The sequence below is a fragment of the Sphingobium sp. FW306-1B-F04DB genome (assembly GCF_058781925.1).
On sequence record NZ_JBYSXE010000017.1, the window covers coordinates 22491 to 46824 of the forward strand.

Annotated in this window: 21 protein-coding genes and 1 pseudogene; 12 read left to right on the forward strand and 10 right to left on the reverse strand. The window is 66.0% G+C overall.

Annotated features, from left to right (window positions below; genetic code table 11):
• Positions 1-66 precede the first annotated feature (66 nt).
• The 4 genes and pseudogenes from pyrG to tpiA all read right to left on the reverse strand — a co-directional run bounded on the left by pyrG (position 67) and on the right by tpiA (position 4248).
• A complete protein-coding gene (gene pyrG / locus AC3WJD_RS10035; protein ID WP_492746475.1) occupies positions 67-1701 on the reverse strand; it encodes a CTP synthase in 1635 nt (544 codons plus the stop codon).
• Between the two features lie 268 nt (positions 1702-1969).
• Positions 1970-2356: pseudogene (gene secG, locus AC3WJD_RS10040) on the reverse strand (preprotein translocase subunit SecG); the annotation flags it as partial.
• 244 nt (positions 2357-2600) lie between these two features.
• Complete coding sequence (locus AC3WJD_RS10045; protein WP_492746476.1) at positions 2601-3359, reverse strand: hypothetical protein; 759 nt, start codon at positions 3357-3359, stop codon at positions 2601-2603.
• Between the two features lie 148 nt (positions 3360-3507).
• Positions 3508-4248, reverse strand: a complete 741-nt coding sequence (gene tpiA, locus AC3WJD_RS10050; protein ID WP_492746477.1) for a triose-phosphate isomerase — start codon at positions 4246-4248, stop codon at positions 3508-3510.
• Positions 4249-4371: 123 nt separating this feature from the next.
• Between tpiA and AC3WJD_RS10055 the strand changes: the two genes are divergently transcribed.
• The 3 genes from AC3WJD_RS10055 (at position 4372) to AC3WJD_RS10065 (ending at position 9144) form a co-directional block, all read left to right on the forward strand.
• Positions 4372-6321 (forward strand): peptidylprolyl isomerase, encoded by a 1950-nt coding sequence (locus AC3WJD_RS10055; RefSeq protein ID WP_492746478.1) that lies wholly within the window; start codon positions 4372-4374, stop codon positions 6319-6321.
• Positions 6318-7874, forward strand: a complete 1557-nt coding sequence (trpE, locus tag AC3WJD_RS10060) for an anthranilate synthase component I (RefSeq protein ID WP_492746479.1) — start codon at positions 6318-6320, stop codon at positions 7872-7874. The genes AC3WJD_RS10055 and trpE overlap by 4 nt, the downstream gene beginning before the upstream one ends.
• A 208-nt stretch (positions 7875-8082) precedes the next feature.
• Positions 8083-9144: an alpha/beta fold hydrolase gene (locus AC3WJD_RS10065; RefSeq protein WP_492746480.1), complete on the forward strand. Its 1062-nt coding sequence runs from the start codon at positions 8083-8085 to the stop codon at positions 9142-9144.
• A gap of 56 nt (positions 9145-9200) precedes the next feature.
• Here AC3WJD_RS10065 and AC3WJD_RS10070 read toward each other — a convergent pair whose 3' ends face one another.
• Positions 9201-9671 carry a YybH family protein gene (locus AC3WJD_RS10070; RefSeq protein WP_492746482.1) on the reverse strand — a complete coding sequence of 157 codons (471 nt, stop codon included), beginning with the start codon at positions 9669-9671 and terminating at the stop codon, positions 9201-9203.
• 240 nt (positions 9672-9911) lie between these two features.
• On the opposite strand from AC3WJD_RS10070, the gene AC3WJD_RS10075 reads away from it, so the two are divergent.
• From AC3WJD_RS10075 to lexA, 6 genes are all read left to right on the forward strand, one after another.
• Entirely contained in the window at positions 9912-10505 is a 594-nt protein-coding gene (locus AC3WJD_RS10075; protein ID WP_492746483.1) for an anthranilate synthase component II, read from the forward strand.
• A complete protein-coding gene (trpD, locus tag AC3WJD_RS10080; RefSeq protein ID WP_492746484.1) occupies positions 10502-11500 on the forward strand; it encodes an anthranilate phosphoribosyltransferase in 999 nt (332 codons plus the stop codon). The genes AC3WJD_RS10075 and trpD overlap by 4 nt, the downstream gene beginning before the upstream one ends.
• A gap of 124 nt (positions 11501-11624) precedes the next feature.
• Positions 11625-12413, forward strand: a complete 789-nt coding sequence (gene trpC, locus AC3WJD_RS10085) for an indole-3-glycerol phosphate synthase TrpC (RefSeq protein ID WP_492746485.1) — start codon at positions 11625-11627, stop codon at positions 12411-12413.
• Positions 12410-12877, forward strand: coding sequence for a cyclic pyranopterin monophosphate synthase MoaC (gene moaC / locus AC3WJD_RS10090; protein WP_492746486.1), 468 nt, complete (start codon positions 12410-12412; stop codon positions 12875-12877). Before trpC ends, moaC begins: the two co-directional genes overlap by 4 nt.
• The gene (locus AC3WJD_RS10095) at positions 12874-14058 is read left to right on the forward strand and encodes a molybdopterin molybdotransferase MoeA (RefSeq protein ID WP_492746487.1); all 1185 of its coding nucleotides are present in this window, start codon (positions 12874-12876) and stop codon (positions 14056-14058) included. Before moaC ends, AC3WJD_RS10095 begins: the two co-directional genes overlap by 4 nt.
• Positions 14059-14113: 55 nt before the next feature.
• A complete protein-coding gene (gene lexA / locus AC3WJD_RS10100) occupies positions 14114-14776 on the forward strand; it encodes a transcriptional repressor LexA (RefSeq protein WP_492746488.1) in 663 nt (220 codons plus the stop codon).
• Here lexA and AC3WJD_RS10105 read toward each other — a convergent pair.
• Positions 14770-16896: a ComEC/Rec2 family competence protein gene (locus AC3WJD_RS10105; RefSeq protein ID WP_492746489.1), complete on the reverse strand. Its 2127-nt coding sequence runs from the start codon at positions 16894-16896 to the stop codon at positions 14770-14772. The two genes, lexA and AC3WJD_RS10105, sit on opposite strands and share 7 nt — an antisense overlap.
• A gap of 61 nt (positions 16897-16957) precedes the next feature.
• Here AC3WJD_RS10105 and gltX point away from each other — a divergent pair, with 61 nt between their 5' ends.
• Together gltX and AC3WJD_RS10115 are read left to right on the forward strand one after the other, a co-directional pair.
• Positions 16958-18382 carry a glutamate--tRNA ligase gene (gltX, locus tag AC3WJD_RS10110; protein ID WP_492746491.1) on the forward strand — a complete coding sequence of 475 codons (1425 nt, stop codon included), beginning with the start codon at positions 16958-16960 and terminating at the stop codon, positions 18380-18382.
• A 38-nt stretch (positions 18383-18420) separates the two neighbouring features.
• Positions 18421-19707 carry a citrate synthase gene (locus AC3WJD_RS10115; RefSeq protein ID WP_492746492.1) on the forward strand — a complete coding sequence of 429 codons (1287 nt, stop codon included), beginning with the start codon at positions 18421-18423 and terminating at the stop codon, positions 19705-19707.
• On the opposite strand, the gene AC3WJD_RS10120 is transcribed toward AC3WJD_RS10115, so the two are convergent.
• Positions 19708-21063, reverse strand: a complete 1356-nt coding sequence (locus AC3WJD_RS10120; RefSeq protein WP_492746493.1) for a sensor histidine kinase — start codon at positions 21061-21063, stop codon at positions 19708-19710.
• Complete coding sequence (locus tag AC3WJD_RS10125) at positions 21060-22202, reverse strand: DUF2336 domain-containing protein (protein ID WP_492746494.1); 1143 nt, start codon at positions 22200-22202, stop codon at positions 21060-21062. The genes AC3WJD_RS10120 and AC3WJD_RS10125 overlap by 4 nt, the downstream gene beginning before the upstream one ends.
• 197 nt (positions 22203-22399) lie before the next feature.
• Between AC3WJD_RS10125 and AC3WJD_RS10130 the strand changes: the two genes are divergently transcribed.
• Complete coding sequence (locus AC3WJD_RS10130; RefSeq protein ID WP_492746495.1) at positions 22400-22660, forward strand: hypothetical protein; 261 nt, start codon at positions 22400-22402, stop codon at positions 22658-22660.
• A gap of 47 nt (positions 22661-22707) precedes the next feature.
• Here the strand turns inward: AC3WJD_RS10130 and AC3WJD_RS10135 are convergent, their stop codons facing one another.
• Both AC3WJD_RS10135 and AC3WJD_RS10140 read right to left on the reverse strand, forming a co-directional pair.
• Positions 22708-23889: a glycosyltransferase family protein gene (locus AC3WJD_RS10135; protein ID WP_492746496.1), complete on the reverse strand. Its 1182-nt coding sequence runs from the start codon at positions 23887-23889 to the stop codon at positions 22708-22710.
• A 69-nt stretch (positions 23890-23958) separates the two neighbouring features.
• On the reverse strand, positions 23959-24258 hold the full coding sequence (locus AC3WJD_RS10140; protein WP_492746497.1) for an Hpt domain-containing protein: 300 nt from the start codon (positions 24256-24258) through the stop codon (positions 23959-23961).
• Between the last annotated feature and the right edge of the window lie 76 nt (positions 24259-24334).

Consider the following 24334-nt stretch of genomic DNA (forward strand, 5'->3'; position numbering starts at 1 on the left):
TACCGAGTCAATCTCGGCCTGAATCCGATCCGGTGCGGCACCACCGGCGCCGCGCGCGCAATCGCCTCAGACCAGCCGGCTCTGCTTGAGCGCCGCCGCGATGAAGCTCGCGAACAGCGGGTGCGGATCGAACGGCTTGGACTTCAGCTCGGGGTGAAACTGCACGCCCACGAACCAGGGATGATCGGGCCGCTCGACGATCTCGGGCAGCGCGCCGTCGGGGGACATGCCCGAAAAGACGAGCCCGCCCTTCTCCAGCGGATCGCGATAATGGACGTTGACCTCATAGCGATGGCGATGGCGTTCGCTGATGTCGCCCGTGCCATAGATGCTCGCGACATGGCTGTTGCCCGCCAGCTTCGCGGGATAGGCGCCCAGTCGCATCGTACCGCCCAGGTCACCGCCCTCCTCGCGCTTCTGAAGGCCTTCGGCGGTCATCCATTCGGTGATCAGGCCGACAACGGGTTCCTCGGTCGGTCCGAATTCGGTGGTCGAGGCATTGGCGATGCCCGCGGTGTTCCGCGCACCCTCGATGCACGCCATCTGCATGCCGAGGCAGATCCCGAAAAAGGGCACGCGGCGCTCACGCGCGAACTTGACGCTCTCGATCTTGCCTTCCGAACCGCGCTCGCCGAAGCCGCCGGGCACGAGGATCGCGTGCATCGGCTCGAGCTGCGAGGCGATGTCCGCCTCGCCTTTTTCGAACAGTTCGGCGTCGATCCAGCGGACATTGACCTTGACGCGGTTGGCGATGCCGCCATGCACCAGCGCCTCGTTGAGCGACTTGTAGGCGTCGGCAAGCCCGACATATTTGCCGACCACGCCGATCGTGACCTCGCCCTCGGGATTGCCGAGGCGGTCCATGATGTCGTCCCAGCGCGCCAGATTGGGCGCCGCGCCCGCGTCGATCCCGAAGGCCGCAAGCACCGCGTTGTCGAGGCCTTCGGCGTGATATTGCAGCGGCACGCCGTAGATGCTCGATGCGTCGAGCGCGGGAATGACGGCTTCCTTGGCGACGTTGCAGAACAGCGCGATCTTGGCGCGCTCGCTCTCGGGCAATGGCCGTTCGCAGCGGCAGACGAGCACATCGGGCTGGATGCCGAGCGCGGTCAGGTCGCGCACGCTGTGCTGCGTCGGCTTGGTCTTCAGCTCGCCCGCAGCCGCGATATACGGCACCAGCGTGACGTGCACGAAGACGCTGTTGTTGCGGCCCAAATCGTTCCGGAGCTGGCGGATCGCCTCCATGAAGGGCAGCGATTCGATGTCGCCCACGGTGCCGCCGATCTCGCACAGCACGAAATCGACATCGTCGGTCTCGCTGCGCGCGAATTCCTTGATCGCGTCGGTGACGTGCGGGATCACCTGGACGGTCGCGCCGAGATAGTCGCCGCGGCGTTCCTTCTGGATGATCGTCTGATAGATCCGGCCCGAGGTGACGTTGTCCGACTGCCGGCCCGAAACGCCGGTAAAGCGTTCATAATGGCCGAGATCCAGGTCGGTCTCCGCGCCGTCGTCGGTCACATAGACCTCGCCGTGCTGATAGGGGGACATCGTCCCCGGATCGACGTTCAGATAGGGGTCGAACTTACGGATGCGCACGCGGTATCCACGCGCCTGCAAAAGGGCAGCAAGACTTGCTGCCATGAGACCTTTGCCAAGCGAGGAGACCACGCCGCCGGTGATGAAAATAAACCGCGCCATGGGAGTAAAGGCTTAGACCTGAAATAATGGGTACGGCAAGCGCCCGAATCTGACGCTTGCCAGTAAAATTGCGTCAAGACCCTAAAAACGGGTCGGTTTAGGGGTTCGGCGTCGCCGAATTATTGGCCGGAGCCGTCGTCGCGGGCGCAGGCGCCGCGGGAGCGGTTGTCCGGACCGCGCTCGGCGGAGCTACGGGCGCAGCGACCGGATCGGGATTGGCGGGCGCCGCACGGCGCTCGGTGCGCGGCGCCGGCGTGCTCGGCTTCGGCGCGGCCGGTGTCGTCGCGGCAGGCGCCGTGGCACCCGCGAGCGGATCGGTCGTCGGCGCGGGCGCGGCGGGCGCCGCTTCATTGCCCAGCGGCAGCGGCTGCGCCGGCGCCGGAGCCTGTGCGGGCTGGCGCACCAACGAGGTATCGAGCTCCGAGCCCGAGCTGCGGAACGACGCGAGCGCGGCAAGACTGATGCACATGATCACGAACAGCGTCGCGAGGATCGTCGTCGCGCGCGTCAGGAAGTCGGCCGCACCACGCGCGGACATCAGGCCCGACGGGCTGCCGCCCATGCCAAGGCCGCCGCCTTCGGAACGCTGCATGAGGATCACCGCGACAAGCGCAGCGGCGATGATGGCGTGAACGACGAGCAGGAATTGGAACATGGGTGCTTGTGCCGACATTCTTGAGAGATGAAGCGCTGCCCCTTACCCCCTCGCGCCCGGATGTTCAACACGCGAGACAGCGCATCTTTTCGGCGTCAGTCCCGCGAAAGCGTGAAACGCAGCTCACCGCAGGCAATCGCTCTTCAATCGTTTGCTTTCTTCGTGGGCTTCGCGTGAGCAAACGACGCTCGATATCGATTGCGACGAAATCGGCTGACGCCGCCCGAGCTTCAGAGTCCCGCTCTCAATCCTTTCCGATCCATTCGCGATCGACCTCGAACAGGATGCCGGGGATCATCACGTCCGGCCGAAGCTCCTTGATCGCGGTGAAGAACATCACACGCTCGTCATCGCCCGATTGGGCGCTCAGAATCATTCCCCTTGCCGGCCCTGACATCGCCGTGCACACGCTCGACCAGACCAAGCCGCTCGTGCCCCGGCAGACCGCCTTCACACCCGCGATTGTGTCGGTGCCGTGCTTCCGTTCCCGCCTGTTTTCGCCCGGACGCGCCATTAGACTATGGATGCGCTCGAAACTGCTGGAATATTCGCCCGCGCTATGGGTGAAAGGCCAGGATCCAAGCGGCCGCATGTCGTTCGATTGGTCGACATTGAAACTGTGGATGAAGCCGTCCGAGACATAGGCGCGCTCGATATCGTATTGAAAGGAAAGCGCCGTTGCGCACGGCTTGGCCGGGTCGAAGCTGGCCATACGCGTCAGCAATATGCCTTGCGTGCCTGTCCCGTAGAACCAGAACTCCGACATACCGCCCGGCAGCGACTCAATGACCTGATTCTGCTCGGCCGCGGTGCCGACACAGGGCGCGCCATCGAACTCACTGGACCAGATCGGGCCAGCGACCCCATGGGCATAGAGGCCCCGCTGATCGGGGACCGGACGATAGTCCTCATTTTCGCCATGCGACGCCTCATTGGTGAAATGAGCCGGAAGCGGAGCCCATGGCGCCTCCCGCGCCTTCGTAGCCGTCGCGGCGACCAGCAAAAGCACAAGCAGCCAAGACTTCATTACTGCCTCCCCGTCTGCGTTCTCTGCGCGAACTTTTTTTTGGCACGCAGGAGTTACAATGAGACTAAGGGTGACAGTTTACACAAATCCATTCTGGAACCGGAACGACCAGCTGCTCTCAAGCTCAGCCAGCCGCTTCTATGATCGGAACGAAATCCTGGGCCTTCAAGCTAGCACCACCGACGAGTGCGCCGTCGACGTCCTTTACGCCAAGCAGTTCGGCAGCATTGGAGGGCTTGACCGAACCGCCATACAGGATGCGGATCTTCTCCCCCTCCCCGTCGAACAGCGCCTTGAGCTTCACACGAATCGCGGCATGCATTTCCGCAACATCCTCGACTGAAGGTGTGCGCCCTGTGCCGATTGCCCAGACGGGTTCGTAGGCGACGACGAGGGTTTCGCCGTTGCCGGAGGACGGTATCGAGTTGTCGAGCTGCCCCATCACAGTGCCGATCGCGTAACCGGCGTCGCGCTCTTCGATGGTCTCGCCGACACATACGATCGCGATCAACCCGGCAGCAATCGCGGCTGCAGCCTTGGCCTGGATTTCGGCATCGGACTCGTGGTTGTCGGTGCGGCGCTCGCTGTGCCCGACGATGGCGAACCTCGCCCCCGCCTCCTTCACCATCGCGGCCGAGACACATCCCGTATGCGCGCCGCCGGGTGCCGCGTGGCAGTCCTGCGCGCCGACCGACAGTTGCGGCTGCCGCTCCGCAGCGGGCGCGATCAGCGTGAAGGGCGGGCAGATGGCAACATCGGTCTGCGGATTCGCGGCCGCGGCCGCGGCAATCGCATCAAGCTCGGCCAGCTGGGCGCGATCGCCGTTCATCTTCCAGTTTCCGGCGATCAGTTTGCGCAGTGCCATCCGTCGAGCTCCGTTGATGTTTCCAGCGATGATTCCGCGCGGCCATATCGCCGATGCCTTGTCGAAAAAAGGTCTGGCCCCTAAAGCAGCGCATCACTTCCCTATTTCGAGCGACGAGCCAGCATGATCTCCTTCCTCCGCCGCATCTTCAATTCCAAGATCGGGCTGATCGTCAGCTTCGTGTTTATCCTGCTCGTCGCGATCTCCTTCGCGGGCGCGGACATTACCGGATCGATGGGGTCGGGCACAGGCCTCAGCAGCACCACCGTGGCCGAAGTCGGCAAGCATGACATCAGCAGCGAAGAGCTGTCGATGCGCGCCAACAACCAGCTTGACATACAGCGCCGCCAGACGCCCGGACTCGACATGACGAGCTTCATCAATGGCGGGGGTCTCGAAGACACGCTCGAGCAGATGATCAACGTCCGCGCGCTCGAGGAATTCGCCAAATCGGCCGGGCTGGGGGTCAGCAAGCGACTGATCGACGGCGAGATCGCCGCCATCCCCGCGTTCAACGGCCCCAATGGCCAGTTCGACCGCACCACCTTCCTGACGGTGCTCGCACAGCGCAAGATCACCGAAAAGCAGCTTCGCGACGACATCGCATCCGATCTCTACACGCGCCAGATGCTCGTCCCCGCGGCAGGCGCTGCACGGGTTCCCGCCGCGATCGCGCGCCCCTATGCCGCCCTCGCGCTCGAATCGCGCAGCGGCCTTGTCGGCTTCGTGCCGTCGACCGCGATGGGCAAGGGCAACCCGCCGACCCCGGCCGAGCTCGACGCGTATTACAAGCAGAATGTCGCGCGCTACACGGTGCCTGAGCGCCGCGTGATCCGTTACGCGCCCTTCGGCCGCGCGATGCTCGCCGCCAAGGTCAAGCCGACCGAGGCCGAGATCGCCGCCGCCTACAAGGCTGACGCCGCCAAATATGCCGCGGGCGAGACGCGCAATCTGACGCAGGTCATCCTGCAGGACCAGAACGCCGCGCGCGCCTTCGAGGCCAAGGTCAAGGCCGGCACCAGCTTCGCCGCCGCCGCGCAGCAGGCCGGTCTCGAGCCCGCCGCGCTCGCCGGTCAGGACCGCGCCAAGCTCACCGAACTCGCGTCCAAGGCGGTCGCCGATGCCGCCTTCGCCGCGCCGCAAGGGGGCGTCACCGCGCCGCAGCGCTCGGGGCTCGGCTGGCACGTCGTCCGCGTCGATTCGATCACGACGATCCCCGCCAAGTCGCTCGATTCGGTCCGCGCCGAACTCACCGAGACGCTCGCCAAGCAGAAGGTCGACGTCGCGCTCGCCGACCTCTCGGCCAAGATCGAGGACGCGATCGCCGATGGCGCGACCTTCGACGAGGTCATCAAGGCCAACGGCCTCACCGCGGTCTCGACCCCCGCGATCACGGCAGCAGGCGTCGATCCCGAAAATCCCGCCTTCCGGCCCGATGCGGCCTTTGTCCGCCTGATCGAACCCGCCTTCGATGCCGCGGTCGATGACGATCCGGTCGTCGAAACCGTCGCCGAGGGCGAGCAATATGCGCTGGCTGATGTCGAGCGCATCCTTCCCGCCGCGCCGCGCCCGCTCGCGCAGATCCGTGAGCAGGTGGTCCAGCAGTTCGAGCTCGACCGCGCCTCGCGCCAGGCGAAGGCGATCGCCGACGCGATCGTCGCCAAGGCATCGAAGGGCACGCCGCTCGCACAGGCCATTTCGGAAGCCGGCGTCAAGCTGCCCGCCCCCGAGGCGATCGGCGGCAAGCGCATGGAGATCACCGCGGGCGGCCAGCGCGTCCCGCCGCCGCTCGCGCTCCTTTTCTCGATGAAGGAAAAGACCGCCAAGCGGCTTGAGGCACCCGGCAAGCAGGGCTGGTTCATCGTCTGGCTCGACAAGACCACGCCGGGCGACATCGCCAGCCAGCCGCAGCTCGTCGCGGGCCTGCAGGGCGAGATGAGCCGCATCATCGGCCAGGAATATGTCGCGCAGTTCGCCAACGCCGCCAAGGCCGAGCTCGGCGTGAAGCGCAACGCAAAGGCAGCGGCTACGCTGAAGCGTCAGCTCGGCGGTACCGACTCTGTAGCACAGTGAGCGCCGCCGCCGTTGACGCGTTGAAGGCGGGGCGGCCCGCGCTCGTCTGGCGGCGCCAGATCGCCGATACCGACACCCCGGTATCGGCGGCGCTCAAGCTGATGGAGCCCGATCGCGGCGACTATCTGCTCGAATCGGTCGAGGGCGGCGAGACGCGCGGGCGACACAGCCTGATCGGCCTGGCCCCCGATCTCGTCTTCCGCGCCCAGGGGAATGCGGCAGAGATCAATCGCGACTGGCTCACCGACCGCGCCAAATTCGAGCCCGTCGAAAGCGCTTCGCTCGAAGCACTCCGCACGCTCGTCGCGCAATGCCGGATGGATGTGCCCGCCGCACTGCCCCGCGCGCTCGCCTGTCTTGTCGGCTATTTCGGCTATGAGACCGTCGGGCTCGTCGAAAAGCTGCCGCGCCCCGCGCCAAATCCGCTCCAGCTTCCCGACATGCTGTTCGTCCGCCCGACGATCATCCTGATCTTCGACCGGCTTGCGGACGAGCTGTTCTTCGTCTCTCCCGTCTGGCCCGACACGCCGGGCAGCCCCGAGGAAAAGGTCGCGCTGGCGGGGGAGCGGATCGATGCGACGGCGGCAAGGCTCGCACAGGCCATCCCCAACACCCTGTGTCATCCCCGCGAAAGCGAGGATCCAGCTTCTTCTTCAGGCGCCGCTCTGGATCCCTGCTTTCGCGGGAATGACACTGAAATCGTGCCTCAGCCCGTGCTCGCCCCCGGCCGCTATGCCGAGATGGTCGCCAGCGCCAAGGATTATATCGCCGCGGGCGATATCTTTCAGGTCGTACTCGCGCAGCGCTTCACCACGCCCTTCCCGCTCCCGCCCTTCGACCTCTACCGGTCACTGCGGCGGATCAATCCCTCGCCCTTCCTCTATTATCTCGACATGCCCGGCTTCGCGCTGATCGGCTCGAGCCCCGAGATCCTCGTCCGCGCGCGCGATGGCGAGGTGACGATCCGTCCGATCGCGGGTACGCGTCCCCGCGGCAAGACCGCCGCCGAGGATGCCGAGAACCGGGCCAGCCTGCTCGCCGATCCCAAGGAACGCGCCGAACATCTCATGCTGCTCGATCTCGGCCGCAACGATGTCGGCCGCGTCGCCGAGGCGGGCAGCGTCCAGGTGACCGACAGCTACACCGTCGAATTCTACAGCCATGTCATGCACATCGTTTCCAACGTCGTCGGCCGTCTCGATCCGAAGAAGGACGCGCTCGACGCGCTCTTCGCGGGCTTCCCCGCGGGCACCGTCTCGGGCGCACCCAAGGTCCGCGCGTGCGAGATCATCGCCGAGCTCGAGCCCGAAACGCGCGGCGCCTATGCCGGCGGGGTCGGCTATTTCTCGCCCGACGGCGCGATGGACAGCTGCATCGTGCTCAGGACCGCGGTGGTGAAGGACGGCGTCATGCACGTCCAGGCGGGCGCGGGCATCGTAGCCGATTCGGACCCCGCCTATGAGCAGCGCGAATGCGAGGCCAAGTCAGGCGCGCTCTTCGCCGCGGCGAAGGAGGCCGTCAGGATCGCAGGGGAAGCGGGCTTCGGGCAGTAACGCAACGATCTCAACCCATTCCGGCTGAGTCTGTCGAAGCCCTCACGTCTTCTCCGCGTCCTCTGCGTCTCCGCGCGAACACTATTTTGCGCGCAAAGACGCAGAGGACGCAAAGGCGGAAGGAAAGGGCTTCGACAAGCTCAACCCAAACGGTACGTGGAGCATTTGCACGAAAGGAAGCTACCCATTAGCGTCCCCACCCATGCGCATGATCTCCAAAGCAATTTCCGCCCTTCTCCTCGCAGCCGCCCTCCCCGCGGCCGCCCAGACGCTTCCGACGAGAGAGGCCGATGCGGTCCTCAGGGACTTCGCCTTCCGCTCGGGCGAGAAGCTCCCCGAACTCCGCATCCACTACACCACGCTCGGCACGCCACACCGCAATGCGAGGGGCGAGATCGACAATGCCGTGATGGTGCTCCACGGCACCGGCGGCAGCGGCAAGCAGTTCCTGTCGCCGCAGTTCGCGGGCGAACTCTACGGCCCCGGCCAGCCGCTCGACATCAAGCGCTACTACGTCATCCTGCCCGACAATATCGGCCACGGTGCCTCGTCAAAGCCGAGCGACGGCATGAAGATGGCCTTCCCCAAATACGACTATGACGACATGGTCGAGGCGCAGCGCCGCATGCTCGTCGAAGGGCTCAAGGTCACGAAGCTCAAGCTCATCCTCGGCACCTCGATGGGCTGCATGCACGCCTTCGCCTGGGGAGAGGCGCATCCCGGTTTCGTCGAGCGCCTCGCGCCCTTCGCGTGCCTCCCCGTCGAGATCGCGGGCATGAACCGCATGTGGCGCAAGATGGCGATCGACGGGATCAAGGCCGATCCGGCATGGAACGCCGGTAACTACACCGCGCAGCCGCCAATGGGCCTGCGCACCGCCGCGGACCTGCTCATCCTCGCGGGCGCCAATCCGCTCGCGCTCCAGCAGCAATTCCCGACGCGCGAGCAAGCCGAGGCCAATCTGGACGCCGCCTTCGCGCGCACGATCAAGGATCGCGACGCCAACGACCTGATCTACCAGCTCGACGCCTCGCGCACCTACAACCCCTGGCCCGGCCTCGAAAAGATCACCGCGCGCATGCTGTGGATAAATTCGGCCGACGACTTCATCAACCCGCCCGGCTACGGCATCACCGAAGCGGCGACGAAGCGCCTGAAAAACGCCCGCTTCATCCTCATCCCCGCAACCGCCGAGACCAAAGGCCACGGCACGCACACCTGGGCGAAGTTCTGGAAGGACGATCTGGCGAAGCTGATGGCGGACAACTGAACCCTCTCCCGCGAAGGCGGGAGAGGGATCAATGCTCCGAGGCCCTTCCACCACCCCTACCGCCCCACCTCATAAGCCGACACATGGTTGAGCGCGATCACCCAGCGGCCTTTTACCTTGCGGAAGAGCCGCGTGTTGATCCCCTCCATCGGCTTTTCGGGCCGGTCGAGCCGATAGTGCCCGATCAGCTGCGCCGCATCGGGCGCCAATAGCTCGACCGTCATGTCGTAGAAGGTCAGCGTGCCGCGCGTCGCGTCCGATGCGCCATAGTTGCGGACATAGTCATCGAGCGCGCCCTGCCAGCCGTCCTTGATCCGCCCGCCCGAGACGAAGATAACGTCGGGGTTCTTGAAACCCGCCATATAACCGCGGAAATCTCCCCGATTCCAGGCAGCCTGCATATCCGCGACCACCTTCAGTATCTCGGCGCGCGCCTGCTCGCCCTCTGCTTGCGAGGGCGAGTGCGCCGACACGGGCGACACCGGAACCAGCATGAATGCCGTCAGGGCAAGCAATTGACGCAGCACGAACTGTCTCCCTCATACGCCAGCCGCAGCGCCATGCCCGCGCGGCCTGTCCTACACGCGCCCCATCTGTCATGCTTGCCGCCGCAAACGCAACATCCTGTCGAAATGCCATATTTTTCATGCCTCACATGCGTGATGTTCGCGAAGTTCGGAGAAGTTTGATGCCCCCTCGCGTCCGCTTTATGCGCCGATAGAAGCAAATGCTTCCCCCCCGCTCCTCCAGCCGATAAAGCCCGCGCCATGATCCTCGTCATCGACAATTACGACAGCTTCACCTGGAACCTCGTCCATTATCTGATGGAACTGGGCGCCGAGGTGAACGTCGTGCGCAACGATGCGATCTCCGCCGGTCAGGCGCTGTCCTCGGGCGCTGAGGCCTTCCTGATCTCGCCCGGCCCTTGCACCCCAAACGAGGCGGGGATCTCGCTCGATCTGGTCGGCGCCTGCGCCAGGGCGGGAAAACCCCTTCTGGGCGTCTGCCTCGGCCACCAGTCGATCGGCCAATATTTCGGCGGGCAGGTGATCCGCGCGGGCGAGTTGATGCACGGCAAGACTTCGCCCGTCACGCATGACGGCACCGGCCTTTTCGAGGGGTTGCCCTCGCCCTTCACCGCAACGCGCTACCACTCGCTGATCGTGCCCGAGGAAGGGCTGCCCGAAAGCCTGATCGTCAATGCGCGTGCGCCCGACGGCACCGTGATGGGCTTCCGCCACGAAGGCCTGCCCATCCACGGCGTCCAGTTCCACCCCGAAAGCATCGCGACCGAGCATGGCCATGCGATGCTCGCCAATTTCATGCGGCTTGCGGGGCTGAAGGTGAAGGAACTGGCATGACCACGATCGTCCAGCTTCCCGACGCATCCAGCCCGCTCGATCACGAAACCGCGCTCGCGGCGTTCGAGGACATGCTCGACGGGCGCGCGACGGATGAGGATATCCAGCGTTTTCTCACCGTCATGTCCGAACGCGACGAGACCAGCGTCGAGATCGCCGCCGCCGCCCGCGCAATGCGCGCGCGCATGATCGCGATCGAAGCCCCTGCAGGCGCGATCGACGTTTGCGGAACCGGCGGAGACGGCAGCCACAGCGTCAATGTCTCGACCGCGGTCGCGATCGTCGTTGCGGCCTGCGGCGTCCCCGTCGCCAAACACGGCAACCGCGCGGCGTCGAGCAAGGCGGGTTCGTCAGATACGCTCGAGGCATTGGGCCTCGATCTCGACCGCGCCTCGGCCACCGCCGAACGCAGCCTTGCCGATATCGGCATCGCCTTCCTCTTCGCGCAGAAGCACCATCCCGCACTCGGCAAGCTTGCCCCGATCCGCAAGGCGATCGGCCGACGCACGGTGTTCAACCTCACCGGACCGATGTGCAATCCCGCGCGCGTGACGCGCCAGCTGATGGGCGTCGCGCGCCCCGATTTCCTGCCCGTCGTCGCGGGTGCGATGGAACTGCTGGGGCTCGACGCAGCGATGCTCGTCGCGGGTGATGAGCCGCTTGACGAACTCTCGATCGGTGGCCCCAGCACGATCATAGAGGTGAGCAAGGCTGGCACGAAGACCGCGCGTATCGCGCCCGAGGATATCGGTCTCGAACGGCATCCGCTCGAGGCGCTGCGCGGCGGCGATGCCGCGTATAACGCCGCCGCGATGCGCGCGATGCTCAAGGGCGAGCCCGGCGCCTATCGCGATGCGGTCCTTCTCAACGCCGCGGCCGCGCTGATGGTCGCGGGCCGCGTCGAAAGCTGGGAGGAAGGCGTGGAGGAAGCGCGCGAGGTGCTCGACAACGGCCTTGCCAACACGCTCCTCGATTGCTGGATTGCGTACCGATGACCGGTCCCATCCTTCTTGTCATTCCCGCGAAAGCGGGAATCCATGCGATGTCGACGAAGGCCGGTGGTGCGTCAGCCACCCGCTGGATTCCCGCTTTCGCGGGAATGACACGGGATTTTTGCCGATGAACAAGCTCGACGAAATCTGCACCACCAAGCGCGAGGAAGTCGCCCGTCGCAAGGCGCTGAAGACTCTCGCCGAGCTTGAAGCGGAAGCACGGACGCAATCCGCACCCCGCGGCTTCCGCGCCGCGCTCGATGCCAGGGCGAAGATTGGCCACGCCCTCATCGCCGAGGTCAAGAAAGCGAGCCCCTCCAAGGGGCTGATCCGTCCCGATTTCGATCCGCCTGCGCATGCCGCCGCCTATGAGCGCGCGGGCGCCGCGTGCCTCTCGGTGCTGACCGACGAGCCCTATTTCCAGGGTGCCGACGCCTATCTCGTCGCGGCGCGCGCGGCGGTGTCGATCCCCGTACTGCGCAAGGACTTCATGGTCGATCCCTGGCAGGTGGCGGAGGCGCGCGCGCTCGGCGCCGATGCGGTCCTCATCATCGTCGCGGCGCTCGACGACGGGCTGATGGCCGAAATCGAAGCCGAGGCGATCCGCTTCGGCATGGACGCGCTGGTCGAGGTCCACGACGCCCACGAGCTCGATCGCGCCTTCAAGCTCAAGTCCCGACTGATCGGCGTGAACAATCGCGATCTCAGGGACTTCTCTGTCGATTTTGCGCGCACCTATGAACTTGTCGGTCGCGCGCCCGACGGCTGCACCTTCGTCGCCGAGAGCGGCCTCAGGACCAGCGCCGATCTCGACGCGATGGCCGAGCATGGCGTCAAATGCTTCCTCGTCGGCGAGGCGCTGATGCGCCAGGACGACGTCGAACAGGCGACGCGCGAGCTTCTGGGCGTCGCATGAGCAGGTTGACGCACCTCGACGAGACGGGCGCCGCGCGGATGGTCGATGTGTCGGGCAAGGACGCCACCGCGCGCGAGGCAGTGGCGACGGGCCGGATCACCATGTCAGGCGACGCGGCCGCCGCGATCCGCGACGGGTTGGTCAAGAAGGGCGATGTCCTCGCGGTCGCGCGCGTCGCGGGGATCATGGCCGCCAAGAAGACGAGCGAACTGATCCCGCTCTGCCACCCCCTGCCGCTCTCCTCGGTCGAAATCGACCTCGCTCCCGATGACCGTGGCGTCACCGCCACCGCCACCGCGCGAACGACTGGCCAGACCGGGGTCGAGATGGAGGCGCTGACCGCGGTCTCGGTCGCGCTCCTCACCGTCTATGACATGGCCAAGGCACTCGACCGCGGCATGGAGATCGGCGAGGTTCGGCTTATCGCCAAATCGGGCGGCAAATCGGGCGACTGGCGGGCATGAGCCTGCTGCCCGTCACCGAGGCACAGGCACGGCTCTTCGCGCTGGTGGAGCCGGTGGCGGTCGAAACCGTATCGCTCGTCGAGGCCGCGGGCCGCTGGGCGGTCGAAGATGTGACGGCACTCCGCAACCAGCCCTCCGCGGATCTTTCGGCGATGGACGGCTATGCCATCCGCTTCGCAGACCTGCCCGGCCCCTGGAGGGTGACCGGCGAAAGCGTGGCGGGCAAGGGCTATGACGGCTCGGTCGGCGCGGGCGAAGCCGTCCGCATCTTCACCGGCGCCCCGCTACCTCAAGGCGCCGATACGATCGTCATCCAGGAAGAGGTCGCGCGCGACGGCACCGCGCTGACCCTCACCGGCGAAGGCCCCGCCGCCACCGGCCAGCACGTTCGCCGCGCGGGCAGCGACTTCGCAGAGGGCGACCGGCTGATCGCCGCCGGTGACCGGCTCACGCCCGCGCGCATAGGCCTCGCCGCGATCGGCGGACACGGTACGCTCGCGGCCCGACGGCGCATCAAGGTCGCACTGATCTCGACGGGCGATGAACTCGTTCCGCCGGGCATGCCCGTCGAAGGCGCGCAACTCCCCTCGTCCAACGCGGTGATGCTGGCCGCGTTGCTCGGCGATCTTCCGGTCGACGTTCTCGACCGCGGCATCGTGCCCGACCGCCTCGACGCGCTCAGCGCCGCCTTCGGCGCAGCCCTCGACGCAGACGTGATCGTGACGACGGGCGGTGCCTCGGTCGGCGACCACGATCTCGTCCGCCCCGCGCTCGAAGCCGCGGGGGCGATGCTCGATTTCTGGAAGATCGCGATGAAGCCGGGCAAGCCGCTGATGGCGGGCCGGCTGGGCGCGGCGGTGGCACTTGGTCTGCCCGGCAATCCCGTGTCCGCCTTCGCGACTGCGATGCTGTTCCTCAGGCCGCTCGTCGCGCATCTCGCCGGCGCGCGGGATCCCTTGCCCGCCACACATCGCGCGACGCTCGAAACCGACCTTCCGCCGACCGCCGGCCGTGCCGAATATCTGCGCGGAATCTGGTCCGACGGCATTGTCCGCCCTGCGACCAGCCAGGACAGCGCCGCGATGGTTGCGCTGGCCTCGGCCAATGCATTGATCCTGCGCCCCCCGCACGCGCCCGCCGCGCCGGCCGGCGCAATCGCGGAGATCCTGCCGCTGACTTGACTTGGAATCTTTTGTTTCCTACACGTTCTCCGTTCGTTCCTTTGGAGGTGCGGTGATGCTGACGCGCAAGCAACATGAACTGATCTGTTTCATCAGCGATCGGCTCGCCGAAACGGGCGTTTCGCCTTCGTTCGAGGAAATGAAGGAAGCGCTCGACCTCAAGTCCAAGTCGGGCGTCCACCGCCTGATCAGCGCGCTCGAGGAGCGCGGCTTCATCCGCCGCCTCCCCAATCGCGCCCGCGCGCTCGAAGTGCTCAAATTGCCCGAGCGCGCCGAGGTGAAACCGATCAAGGCGCCGAGCGCCCCCGCACCGCGCGAGATTCCGATCGCCGCCAACGACGTGCTCGAGATTCCGCTGCACGGCCGCATCGCCGCGGGCATGCCGATCGAGGCGCTCGAGGGCCAGAGCACCCTCTCGGTGCCCGCCGCACTGCTGGGCTCGGGCGAACATTATGCGCTCGAGGTGTCGGGTGACTCGATGGTCGAGGCGGGGATTCTCGACGGCGACTATGCGCTGATCCGCCGCACCGACGTTGCGCGCGACGGCGAGATCGTGGTGGCACTGGTCGAGGACAGCGAGGCGACGCTCAAATATTTCCGACGCGAGGGCGCCATGGTGCGGCTCGACCCGGCCAACCGCGCCTATGATCCGCAGCGCTACAGCCCCGACCAGATCCGTATCCAGGGTCGGCTCGCGGGGCTTCTGCGCCGCTACTGATCCCCTCGGCGAGATTGCGGCAACGCTGCGGGGCGCGGCGGGTTGAGCCAGGGATGATCCCCCGGTGACTTCACCGTCTGCACGTTTTGCGACGCGAGGTGGATCGCGAGGCCGCCCGTTTGCGCGAGCAGAGTCCGATCGATCTTGAGCCAGCGTGGCTGGCAACCATCAGGCAGCCGCCGGTCGCTGACGACGATATCGGCGCCGCGGCAGGCCGCGACGAGTTCGCGCCAGGGCATGATCTGGCTGCTGCGCGTGGCGAGCAGGCGCCAGCGGCGCGTGCCGCGGATGATGTCGGCGGCGCAGGCATCGGCATTGCAGCGCGCGCCGCGCAGCGCATCGAGATCGGTCAGTTCACCCTCAAACCCGGCGCTTTCGGCGAGCGCGTCGCGGATATAGTCGCCGGCGCGCGGGCGCAGCAATGCATAGCCACCCTTGCCATCTGCAAGCGCAAGATGTCGACCGTCGTTGCTCACGAGCAGGTCGGGGCCTGGTACGGAAAGCGCCCAGATCAGGCCCACGAATAAAGGCGCCAGCCCCAGTTGGCGCACGCGCGTACGCCAAAGGCATAGCCACAGCCCGCCCGTGACCATGAGCGCGAAAGCCGGAGCGGGCATGACAGGGAGCGCGGCGACCGCGCCCGGCGCTTCTGCGACCCAGCGCGCCAGCCCGAGCAGCAGCGCCAGCGCCTTGCCCGTCAACCACCAGAGGGGTTCGCCGAGTCCGACAAGGTCGCAGACAAGCGCCAGGCCCTCGAGCGGCATGATGATGAAGGTCGTGAGCGGAATCGCGACGATATTGGCAAAGGCGCCATAAACACCCGACTTGTGGAAATGGAACAGCGCGATCGGGGTCAGCGCGATCTCTACCGCAATTCCGGTCAACAGCAATCCGAGCAGCAATCGGCCAAGGCGCATCACAATCGCCTCGTCGCGTCGCGACAGTAGTGCGCGAACGCCCGTATGTTCGTGCAGCGCGACCAGCGCAGTGACCGCCGCGAAACTCATCTGAAAGCTGGGCCCCGCGATCGACTCGGGCCAGAGCAGCAGCACGAACAGCGCCCCCGCCGCAATCAGGCGAAGTGTGATCGCCTCGCGTCCGATCGCGATCCCGCCAAGCACCAACAGCGCCGCGATGCAAGATCGGATCGTCGGCACCTCGGCACCAGTCAGCAATGTATAGCCGATCCCCGCCAAGGCTCCCGCCCCCGCGGAAATCAGTGGCAGCGGCCAGTGCAGCGCGAGCCTGGGGCTGAGCGCGAGCAACCGCATCATGATCAGCATCGTGGCGGCAACCACTGCGGTCACATGCAGTCCGCTGATTGAGAGCAGGTGCGCAAGGCCACTGCGCCGCATCGCCTCGACATCTTCTTCGGTAATTGCCCCGCGATCGCCCGTCGCAAGTGTGGCGGCGATCGCACCCTCGTCACCGCCCACCGAATCGCGCACATGCCGCGTCAGCCGGGCGCGGAAACCGGCGCCCAAGGCGTCGGGCGCGGGCGATACAATCGCGGGCGCCCCCAGTGCCTTGCCAGTCCCGCCGATGCCTGAAAACCAGGCGAGGCGCGAATAATCATAGGCACCCGGCACCGCGGCTTCGGGAGGCGGCATGATCCGCGCACGCAAGGAAACCTTGGCGCCCCGCGCGATTTGCGGCGATGCATCCGCCTCATCGATATTGACGCGCACCCGGTCCGGCAGTTCGGGCGCCTCGATCGGTGCGAGCAGCAGGCGGACCACGCCGCGTGCCGGGAGCGGTTCGGCGGCGAGAACCTGACCGCGAAACTGGGTCACCGCCGGTTGCTCGAGCACGGGCGCGGCAACGCTGTCCGCGCGCCACCAGATGAGCGCGCACCCCGATGCCGCCATGACGCCAATCCAGAACAACCCCCTACCCACGCGGCGCGAAAACCCGATCGCCGCGCCGCCGAGCGCAACCGCCAAAGCCACGAGGAGGAACGCGACCCAACCCGTGCGCATGGGAATCCAGAACCAGGCCGCGATGCCGATCCCCAACGCCACGGGAATCCACAGAGCGAGTTGATCTCGCTCGGCCTCGAGCCAGTTTTCCAGCCATGTCGTAACGTCGCCGGACGCGCGCGATCGGGCCTTTTGCAGCATCGGAAAACCCGTGCTAGGGGCGTGCCCGGTCGTTCTGGCCATCCTGCTTATAGTGGAGAACATGCGCGTGGGCGCAAGCGTTGAAACTCAGCCTGTTGTAACCCGGTTCGCACCGTCGCCCACCGGCTTCCTCCATATCGGAGGCGCGCGCACCGCGCTGTTCAACTGGCTGTTCGCGCGGCACCATGGCGGCAAGTTCCTGCTCCGTATCGAGGATACTGACCGCGCGCGTTCGACCGACGCCGCGATCGAGGCGATTCTCGACGGCATGAAGTGGCTGAACCTCGATTGGGATGGCGACGCGGTTTACCAGTTCGCGCGCGCCTCGCGCCATGCGGAGGTCGCCAATGCGATGCTGGCGCGCGGCGCTGCCTATCGCTGCTATCTGACCCCCGACGAGCTGGCGCAGATGCGCGCCGAGGCTCAGGCGGCGAAGCAGCCGCTGCGCATCCGCTCGCCCTGGCGCGACAAGGTCCCCAGCGATCCCGACGCGCCCCACGTCATCCGCCTCAAGGCACCCATCGAGGGCGCGACCACGATCCGCGACCATGTCCAGGGCGAGGTCACCGTGCAGAATGCCGAAATCGACGATCTCGTGCTTCTCCGCTCGGACGGCATACCAACGTATATGCTTGCGGTGGTGGTCGACGACCACGACATGGGGGTCACGCATGTCATCCGTGGTGACGATCACTTGAACAACGCCTTCCGCCAGTTGCCGATCTATCGCGCCATGGGCTGGCCCGAGCCCGAATATGCGCATATCCCGCTGATCCACGGCAGCGACGGCGCTAAGCTATCCAAGCGCCATGGTGCGCTGGGGGTCGACGCCTATCGCGACGAAATGGGGCTGCTGTCCGAGGCCGTGTCCAACTATCTGCTGCGGCTGGGCTGGGGTCACGGTGATGACGAGATCATCAGCCGCGAACAGGCGGTGGAATGGTTCGAGCTGGCGGGCGTTGGCCGCTCGCCTTCGCGCTTCGACCTCAAGAAGCTCGAGAATCTCAATGGCCACTATATTCGCGAGGCTGATGATACGCGCCTTGCCGATCTGGTTCGTACGCGCGTCGAAGCGCGGATCGGGCGCACGCTGACCAGCAAAGACGTCACGCTCCTGACTGCGGCGATGGCCTCACTCAAGCCGCGCGCCAAGAATCTCAACGAGATCGCGGAAGGCGCTCTCTTCCTCTTCGACACACGCCCGCTCATGCTCGACGAAAAGGCGGCAACTCTGCTAGAGGGCGACGCGGCGAACCTGCTGGCACAGGCGGGCGCCGCGTTGGAGAAGGTCGCCGACTGGTCCACACCTGCGCTTGAAGCCGCGGTGCGCCAGGTGGCCGAGGATGCAGGAATTGGCTTGGGCAAAGTTGCCCAGCCCTTGCGGGCCGCGCTCACCGGGCGTTCGACCTCGCCGGGAATATTCGACGTGCTGGTGCTTCTCGGCAGGGAGGAGTCGCTGGCGCGTATCGCGGAACGGGCAGCCTGATTCGCCCGTGACGGAGTTTTGACAGGAAGGAAGTGAATATGGCCGAAGCACCCGCGAAACTGGCGATGGACGACAAGAATGTGGACTTACCCGTCCTGAAGGGCAGTGTTGGTCCGGACGTCCTCGACATTCGCAAGCTGTATGGCCAGACGGGCGCCTTCACCTATGACCCCGGCTTCACCTCGACCGCCAGCTGCGAATCGGGCCTGACCTACATAGACGGCGACAACGGCGTGCTGCTGCACCGCGGCTATCCGATCGACCAGCTCGCCGAGCAGTCGAGCTTCATGGAAGTCGCCTATCTGCTGCTGAACGGCGAGCTTCCGACCAAGACCGAGCTCGAAAAGTTCGACAACACCATCACCCGTCACACCATGCTGCACGAGCAGCTCGCGACGTTCTATCGCGGCTTCCGCCGCGACGCGCACCCGATGGCGATCATGTGCGGCGTCGTCGGCGCGCTCTCGGCCTTCTATCACGACTCGACCGACATCACCGATCCGCACCAGCGCATGATCGCCAGCCACCGGCTGATAGCGAAGATGCCGACGATCGCGGCGATGGCGTATAAATATTCGGTCGGCCAGCCCTTCCTCTACCCTGATAACTCGCTGAGCTACACGGGCAATTTCCTGCGCATGACCTTCGGCGTCCCTGCAGAGGAATATGTCGTCGATCCGGTCGTCGAAGACGCGATGGACAAGATCTTCATCCTGCACGCCGACCATGAGCAGAACGCTTCGACCTCGACCGTTCGCCTCGCCGGCTCGTCGGGGGCCAATCCCTTTGCGTGCATCGCGGCGGGCATCGCGTGCCTCTGGGGGCCCGCGCATGGCGGCGCGAACGAGGCGGCGCTCAACATGCTGCGCGAGATCGGCACGCCCGACCGTATCCCCGAGTACATCGCGCGCGCCAAGAACAAGGATGATCCGTTCCGTCTGATGGGTTTTGGCCACCGCGTGTACAAGAACTACGATCCGCGCGCGAAGGTGATGCAGAAGACCGCTAACGAGGTCCTCGACAAGCTGGGCGTCACCGATCCTGTGTTCGACGTCGCGCGTGAGCTTGAGCAGATCGCGCTCAAGGACGAATATTTCGTTTCGAAGAAGCTTTACCCGAACGTCGATTTCTATTCGGGCGTGATCCTGTCGGCGATCGGCTTCCCGACGACGATGTTCACCGTGCTCTTCGCGCTCGCGCGCACCACGGGCTGGGTCGCGCAGTGGAACGAGATGATCTCGGATCCCGAGCAGAAGATCGGTCGTCCACGTCAGCTCTACACGGGCCCGACGCAGCGCGACTATGTCGCGATCGACAACCGCTGATCAGGCAGACAGCAAGATGAGGGTGAACCGCGCGCCTTGACCGGGTGCGCTGTCCACCACGACGTCGCCCCCCATCGCGCGCGCCAGCCTGCGCGCGATGTAGAGACCGAGCCCGCTGCCACCGGGCTCGTCGTGATCGATGCGCTCGAATTTCTCGAAGATGCGCTCGTGCGCCTCGCCATCGATGCCCTTGCCCTGGTCGGCCACGACCACGCGTACGTGGCCTTCCACGACCTCGCCACGGATCCAGACCATTGCGCCCGCGGGCGAATAGCGCACCGCATTGCCTACCAGATTCACGAGAATCTGCAGCACGCGGCGGAATTCACCGCGCGCGGGCAGCGGCTCATCCGTAGCCGGCTTGTCGATTCGGATATCGCGATCGGCTGCACGGACCGCGAGAAGCCCTGCCGCGCGCCGCGCGATGTCGGCGACGTCGATCTCGTCCATCGCGGGCTGGAAGTCGGGCCGCTCGATCGCCTGCAGGTCGACAAGATCGTCGACCAGCGCGAGCAGATGGCGTCCTGCGGTGGCAATGTCGGTCGCGTAATCGGCATAGTCGCGGCGCAACGGCCCTTCGCTCTGCGCCCTTATGCTCTCGGCATTGGCGATGATCCGCCCCAGCGGCTGGCGCAGCGCCTTGTCGAGCCGTTCACCAAAAGCATCGGGAACGCCGACCGCATCATCGTCATGCGCAAGCCGTGCGGGCACGTTGAGCCAGCTGGCACCGCCGCGAAATCCCCTGAAGCGGCCGACGCCGTCGAGCAGCGGCACCGCGGCGAGGCGAACGCGCCCCGAGATGCCGCGCATCTCCGCAATCTGATCGTCAAAGCGCGTTTTGGCCGCGAGTGCCTCGAGCAATGGGAGCGTCCCCTGGTCGCTCTCGACGAGCTTGAGCAGCTTGGTCAGCGGCTGGCCGATTACCGCGCTCGCCGCCCCGCCGATGGCGGCTTCCGCCGACGCCGACAGCGCAACAATCCTGAGATTCTCGTCAGCCTCCCAGAGCCAGTCGGCACTCGCGCGCAGGAAGTCGGTTTCGCGCTCCATGTTCGCGGTTTCGGCCGGGCTGTGCGCGGTCCGACGGCTCCAGCCGCCGACGGTCAGGCGAACGTCGTTGCCTTCGGGCTGGGCGCGCACCCACAGATCGACATCCTCCGCCCCGTCCGCCGCGATCACGGCGCGCGAGATCAGGATGCCGAGCCGCTGGGCAAGCCGCGCCAATGTCGCGATCTGGGGTACGGCCAGCATGCCGCCCTCCTCGCCCCCGGCGCGCAAATGCAGATCAAGCAGGGGCGTGTCGGCCTCGACCAGCCGTCCCTGCCGGTCAACGCGGCCATGTGCGGTCAACGCGGTCATGGCGCCCACCCGTTACCGCGCTCGGCGAGACGCGTTGCGAGCGAGGCGATCGCGGTACGGTAGCCAGGATCGATCTGCCAGGGACGGATCGCCTCCATCGCCTGCACGGGAATCAGCGTATCATAGGCATTCATTGCATCCGAAAACTCGGCGTCGCCCAACCCCATCGCAAGCAAAATCGCCGCAGCGGACTCGCGGTTCACGTCGAGTGCCCTCATCAGCAGGATCAGCCGATCGCCATAGGACGGCAGGATCATGTCGCGCGCGGCGTCAAAATCGAGCCCGGCGCGCGTTGCAAGGATCGCGACAAGCAATGCCAGCCGCCCTTCGACGCACGCCGCCCTCAGCACCTGATCGTCGAGCCAGCCGCGCTCGCCGAGCAGCCTCGCGAGGTGCATCGCCGAAGATTCGAGCGTTTCTCCCTCGTCATGTGCTGCGAGGATTGTCGATGCGACATCCATCAGGGCGGTGTCGACCTGCGCTGGATCAGCGCCGTGAAGCCGCGTCATATAGTCGCGCAGCGCTGCGGCGACCCACCAGACCAGGCGATAATGGAGATCGGCGGGCAGGTCGGTGCGCGGCAGGACCTGTTCCTCGAAGATGTAATATCGGCGGCTCTCGGCAATCAGCAATGACATCGCGGCCGCCGACAGCGCGGCGTCGGCGTCGGCGAGCAGTGCCTCGATCAGCGTGCTGACCTCGCCATTGGCGGCGGCATTGCGGCGCAAATCGTCGGCGACCCGCTGCTCCTCGACGCGCGCGAGCAACAGCGAAACGAGTTCGATATCGTGGAGCGCCCGCGCGCGTTCGAGGACGGGCATCGCGATCGCCACGCGCGCGCTTCCGAGTGCGGCGACAAGTTCGGGAGAGAAGCGCGCGGCATGTTCCGAGACGAGCCGTTGCCGGACATCGCTTTCGACCGTGGCGACAAGCCGCACGATGAAGCGGCGCACGGTAACCCGCTGATAGTCGCTGAGCCGCATCGTATCGGGAAGGAACAGGTCGACGAGCGATGCGAGCCTATGACGCGTCGCATGCGCCGCGCGCGCGGCGTCGGCCAGCAGCCGCTCGGCGCCGATCGGCTCATGCGCCGCCTTGTCACTGTCCTCCGCGAACATGGCACCGCGATAAACGAGCATAGTTAAATTGCTCTTAGCGTCATTCGGCCTGGTTTCGCGGCCCATGTCGTTGATCCGCACGTCGACGGTGAACGGTCGTTGGTCGAAGTCGCCACCGCAGCTTGCTCGAACTGTATTACACAACCAACACGCCAAGTCGAAGACGGCGCGTACCGAGCGTAGCCCGGTGAGATACAGACACTCGAAGGGAAATCAGGATGACCAATTCCATCGCATTCATGCGCGCGGCCGTGATCGGCCTCTCGCTCGCCGCGACCTCCGCCCCGGCGCTGGCCGGAGAATCCGAAAATGCGGAAAAGGCACAGCTCACGCTCGACGCGAAGACCGGCAAGTACTGCTACAAGGCCTCGTTCACCGGAACGCGCATGTCCAGGTCGGTTTGCCGCACCCGCGAGCAGTGGGCGGAGGAAGGCGTCAAGATCCCGGCGAAAGCCGATACCGAGATCGCGAAGAAGTAGCGCTGCCGTTGCCCGGGGCGGCGTCGACCGCAAACGCTGCCCCGGGTCTATCCCCGTTCGGTGACGGGCAGGTTACCCTCGCGGATTCTGCGGCCCAGCAGCCGCTGACCGAAGATGAGCGCGCCGAACGCTGCGAGCGCGGCAGCGGCGATGCCGCCCACCGGGTAGCCGAAAAAGGCGAAGGGCAGATAAAGGGCGGCGAGCGCGGGTGCGTTGACATAGGAGCGCCCGACAAGCCTGTCCTGCCCCGACACCGCGACCATCAGCGCGATTGCGGTCAGCGCCAGCGCCCAGACCCCCCAACCCGCGCCGTCGCGCGCCAGACGCCAGGCGAGCGCGCATGCTGCAATTGCAAAGACGATATCGCGACCGGTCCGCCACAGGCGGTTCCATTTCGCGGCGCGCAGCGCCACGCCGTCCATTCGCCGGGGGATTGCCGCAACCGGCCCCGACAGCGCGAGGGCGGCGGTCCCCGTCGTAATCCAGCCATTGCCGAAGGCGGGCAGCGCCGATGCCGCGAGCAGGATTGATCCCGTGCGTAGCCAGAGCGGCTTGATATTGCGTCCAAGCAGGAACGCGGTGATCGCCTCCGATAACGATCCGGGCAGGAAGTCATTGCCCTTACCGCTCAGCAACTGCGCTTCGGTCTGCCGCGCCTCGTCGGCGCGGTCGATGAGCCAGACAGAGCCGATGCCGGTCTCTATGCGCATCGCCTCGGCCTGGATCACCCGTCGCAGCAGGGTCGACTGAAGATCCCAGTCGCCGAGCATCGCGACGGTCCGGCGCAGCGTGGCGCCGTCGACCAGCGCAATTCCTGACCAGCGTGCTCCCGCGTCGATTCGCTCGAAGCGCAGCGTCTCGCTGGCATCCGGGAGCGTGAAGATACTGGGCGCATTCGCGCGACCGGCTTTATCGATCACTTCCTGCCGCGCAATGACGCCGTCGCCGATCAGCAGCAGCCTTTCTTCGGGATGGATGCGATCCGCCGCATCGGCGACGCTGCGCGCCAGTTCGACGGCGATGCCGTCGCGGCGCAGCCGATCGACCGCCCCGACCAGCGCCGAGGGTACGCGTTCGACGAGCACGACGACATGCCGTGCGCCAGCGGCGGCGACCTGCCGGATCTGATATTCAATCAGCGTCTGGCCAAGAAAGGGCAAGGCGGCGCGCAGGCCGCGATTGTCATCCTCGCGTTCCGAACAGCCGATAATCAGACTGGCGAGCGCCACGTACGTCCCTCAACCCCCAAAAAACCTTGACGGTCGATAGGCTTTCCGCGCGGCGGTGCAAAGGGGGGTTCAGCAGTCGAAGGATGCGATCGCGGCATCGATGCGACGGAACGCGCCGGGATCGCCAGGCACAGTGCGCGACGCCTGTTCGGCCGCCTCCATCAGCCGGACCGCGCCAAAACTCGCCGCAAGACCTTTGAGCCGCCATGCTGCGGCGCGCCAGTTGGCATCGCAGCGCGCACGTGAAAGGAGGTCACGCTGCCGCCCCGCGCTCTCAAGAAACGCGCTGCGCAACTCGGCGATCAATGCGGGATCGTTGCCGACCGCCGCCGCCAGCGCGGTATCCAGGGCTCCGGGATCATATGCCATTCCGTGCGATATATCCGATGAGCCTTAAGGAGCGGTTTCCATAAGATGTTCCTTGACCGGAAATTCATGATAAACA

Bases quoted from the DNA above. Each gene is read 5' to 3' on its own strand.
- pyrG (WP_492746475.1), bottom strand. From the start codon at position 1,701: ATGGCGCGGTTTATTTTCATCACCGGCGGCGTGGTCTCCTCGCTTGGC.
- tpiA (WP_492746477.1), bottom strand. From the start codon at position 4,248: ATGGCACTGCGCAAACTGATCGCCGGAAACTGGAAGATGAACGGCGAT.
- AC3WJD_RS10055 (WP_492746478.1), top strand. From the start codon at position 4,372: ATGATCTCCTTCCTCCGCCGCATCTTCAATTCCAAGATCGGGCTGATC.
- AC3WJD_RS10065 (WP_492746480.1), top strand. From the start codon at position 8,083: ATGATCTCCAAAGCAATTTCCGCCCTTCTCCTCGCAGCCGCCCTCCCC.
- AC3WJD_RS10075 (WP_492746483.1), top strand. From the start codon at position 9,912: ATGATCCTCGTCATCGACAATTACGACAGCTTCACCTGGAACCTCGTC.
- trpD (WP_492746484.1), top strand. From the start codon at position 10,502: ATGACCACGATCGTCCAGCTTCCCGACGCATCCAGCCCGCTCGATCAC.
- trpC (WP_492746485.1), top strand. From the start codon at position 11,625: ATGAACAAGCTCGACGAAATCTGCACCACCAAGCGCGAGGAAGTCGCC.
- moaC (WP_492746486.1), top strand. From the start codon at position 12,410: ATGAGCAGGTTGACGCACCTCGACGAGACGGGCGCCGCGCGGATGGTC.
- AC3WJD_RS10095 (WP_492746487.1), top strand. From the start codon at position 12,874: ATGAGCCTGCTGCCCGTCACCGAGGCACAGGCACGGCTCTTCGCGCTG.
- lexA (WP_492746488.1), top strand. From the start codon at position 14,114: ATGCTGACGCGCAAGCAACATGAACTGATCTGTTTCATCAGCGATCGG.
- AC3WJD_RS10105 (WP_492746489.1), bottom strand. From the start codon at position 16,896: ATGCTGCAAAAGGCCCGATCGCGCGCGTCCGGCGACGTTACGACATGG.
- gltX (WP_492746491.1), top strand. From the start codon at position 16,958: ATGCGCGTGGGCGCAAGCGTTGAAACTCAGCCTGTTGTAACCCGGTTC.
- AC3WJD_RS10115 (WP_492746492.1), top strand. From the start codon at position 18,421: ATGGCCGAAGCACCCGCGAAACTGGCGATGGACGACAAGAATGTGGAC.
- AC3WJD_RS10120 (WP_492746493.1), bottom strand. From the start codon at position 21,063: ATGACCGCGTTGACCGCACATGGCCGCGTTGACCGGCAGGGACGGCTG.
- AC3WJD_RS10125 (WP_492746494.1), bottom strand. From the start codon at position 22,202: ATGCTCGTTTATCGCGGTGCCATGTTCGCGGAGGACAGTGACAAGGCG.
- AC3WJD_RS10130 (WP_492746495.1), top strand. From the start codon at position 22,400: ATGACCAATTCCATCGCATTCATGCGCGCGGCCGTGATCGGCCTCTCG.
- AC3WJD_RS10140 (WP_492746497.1), bottom strand. From the start codon at position 24,258: ATGGCATATGATCCCGGAGCCCTGGATACCGCGCTGGCGGCGGCGGTC.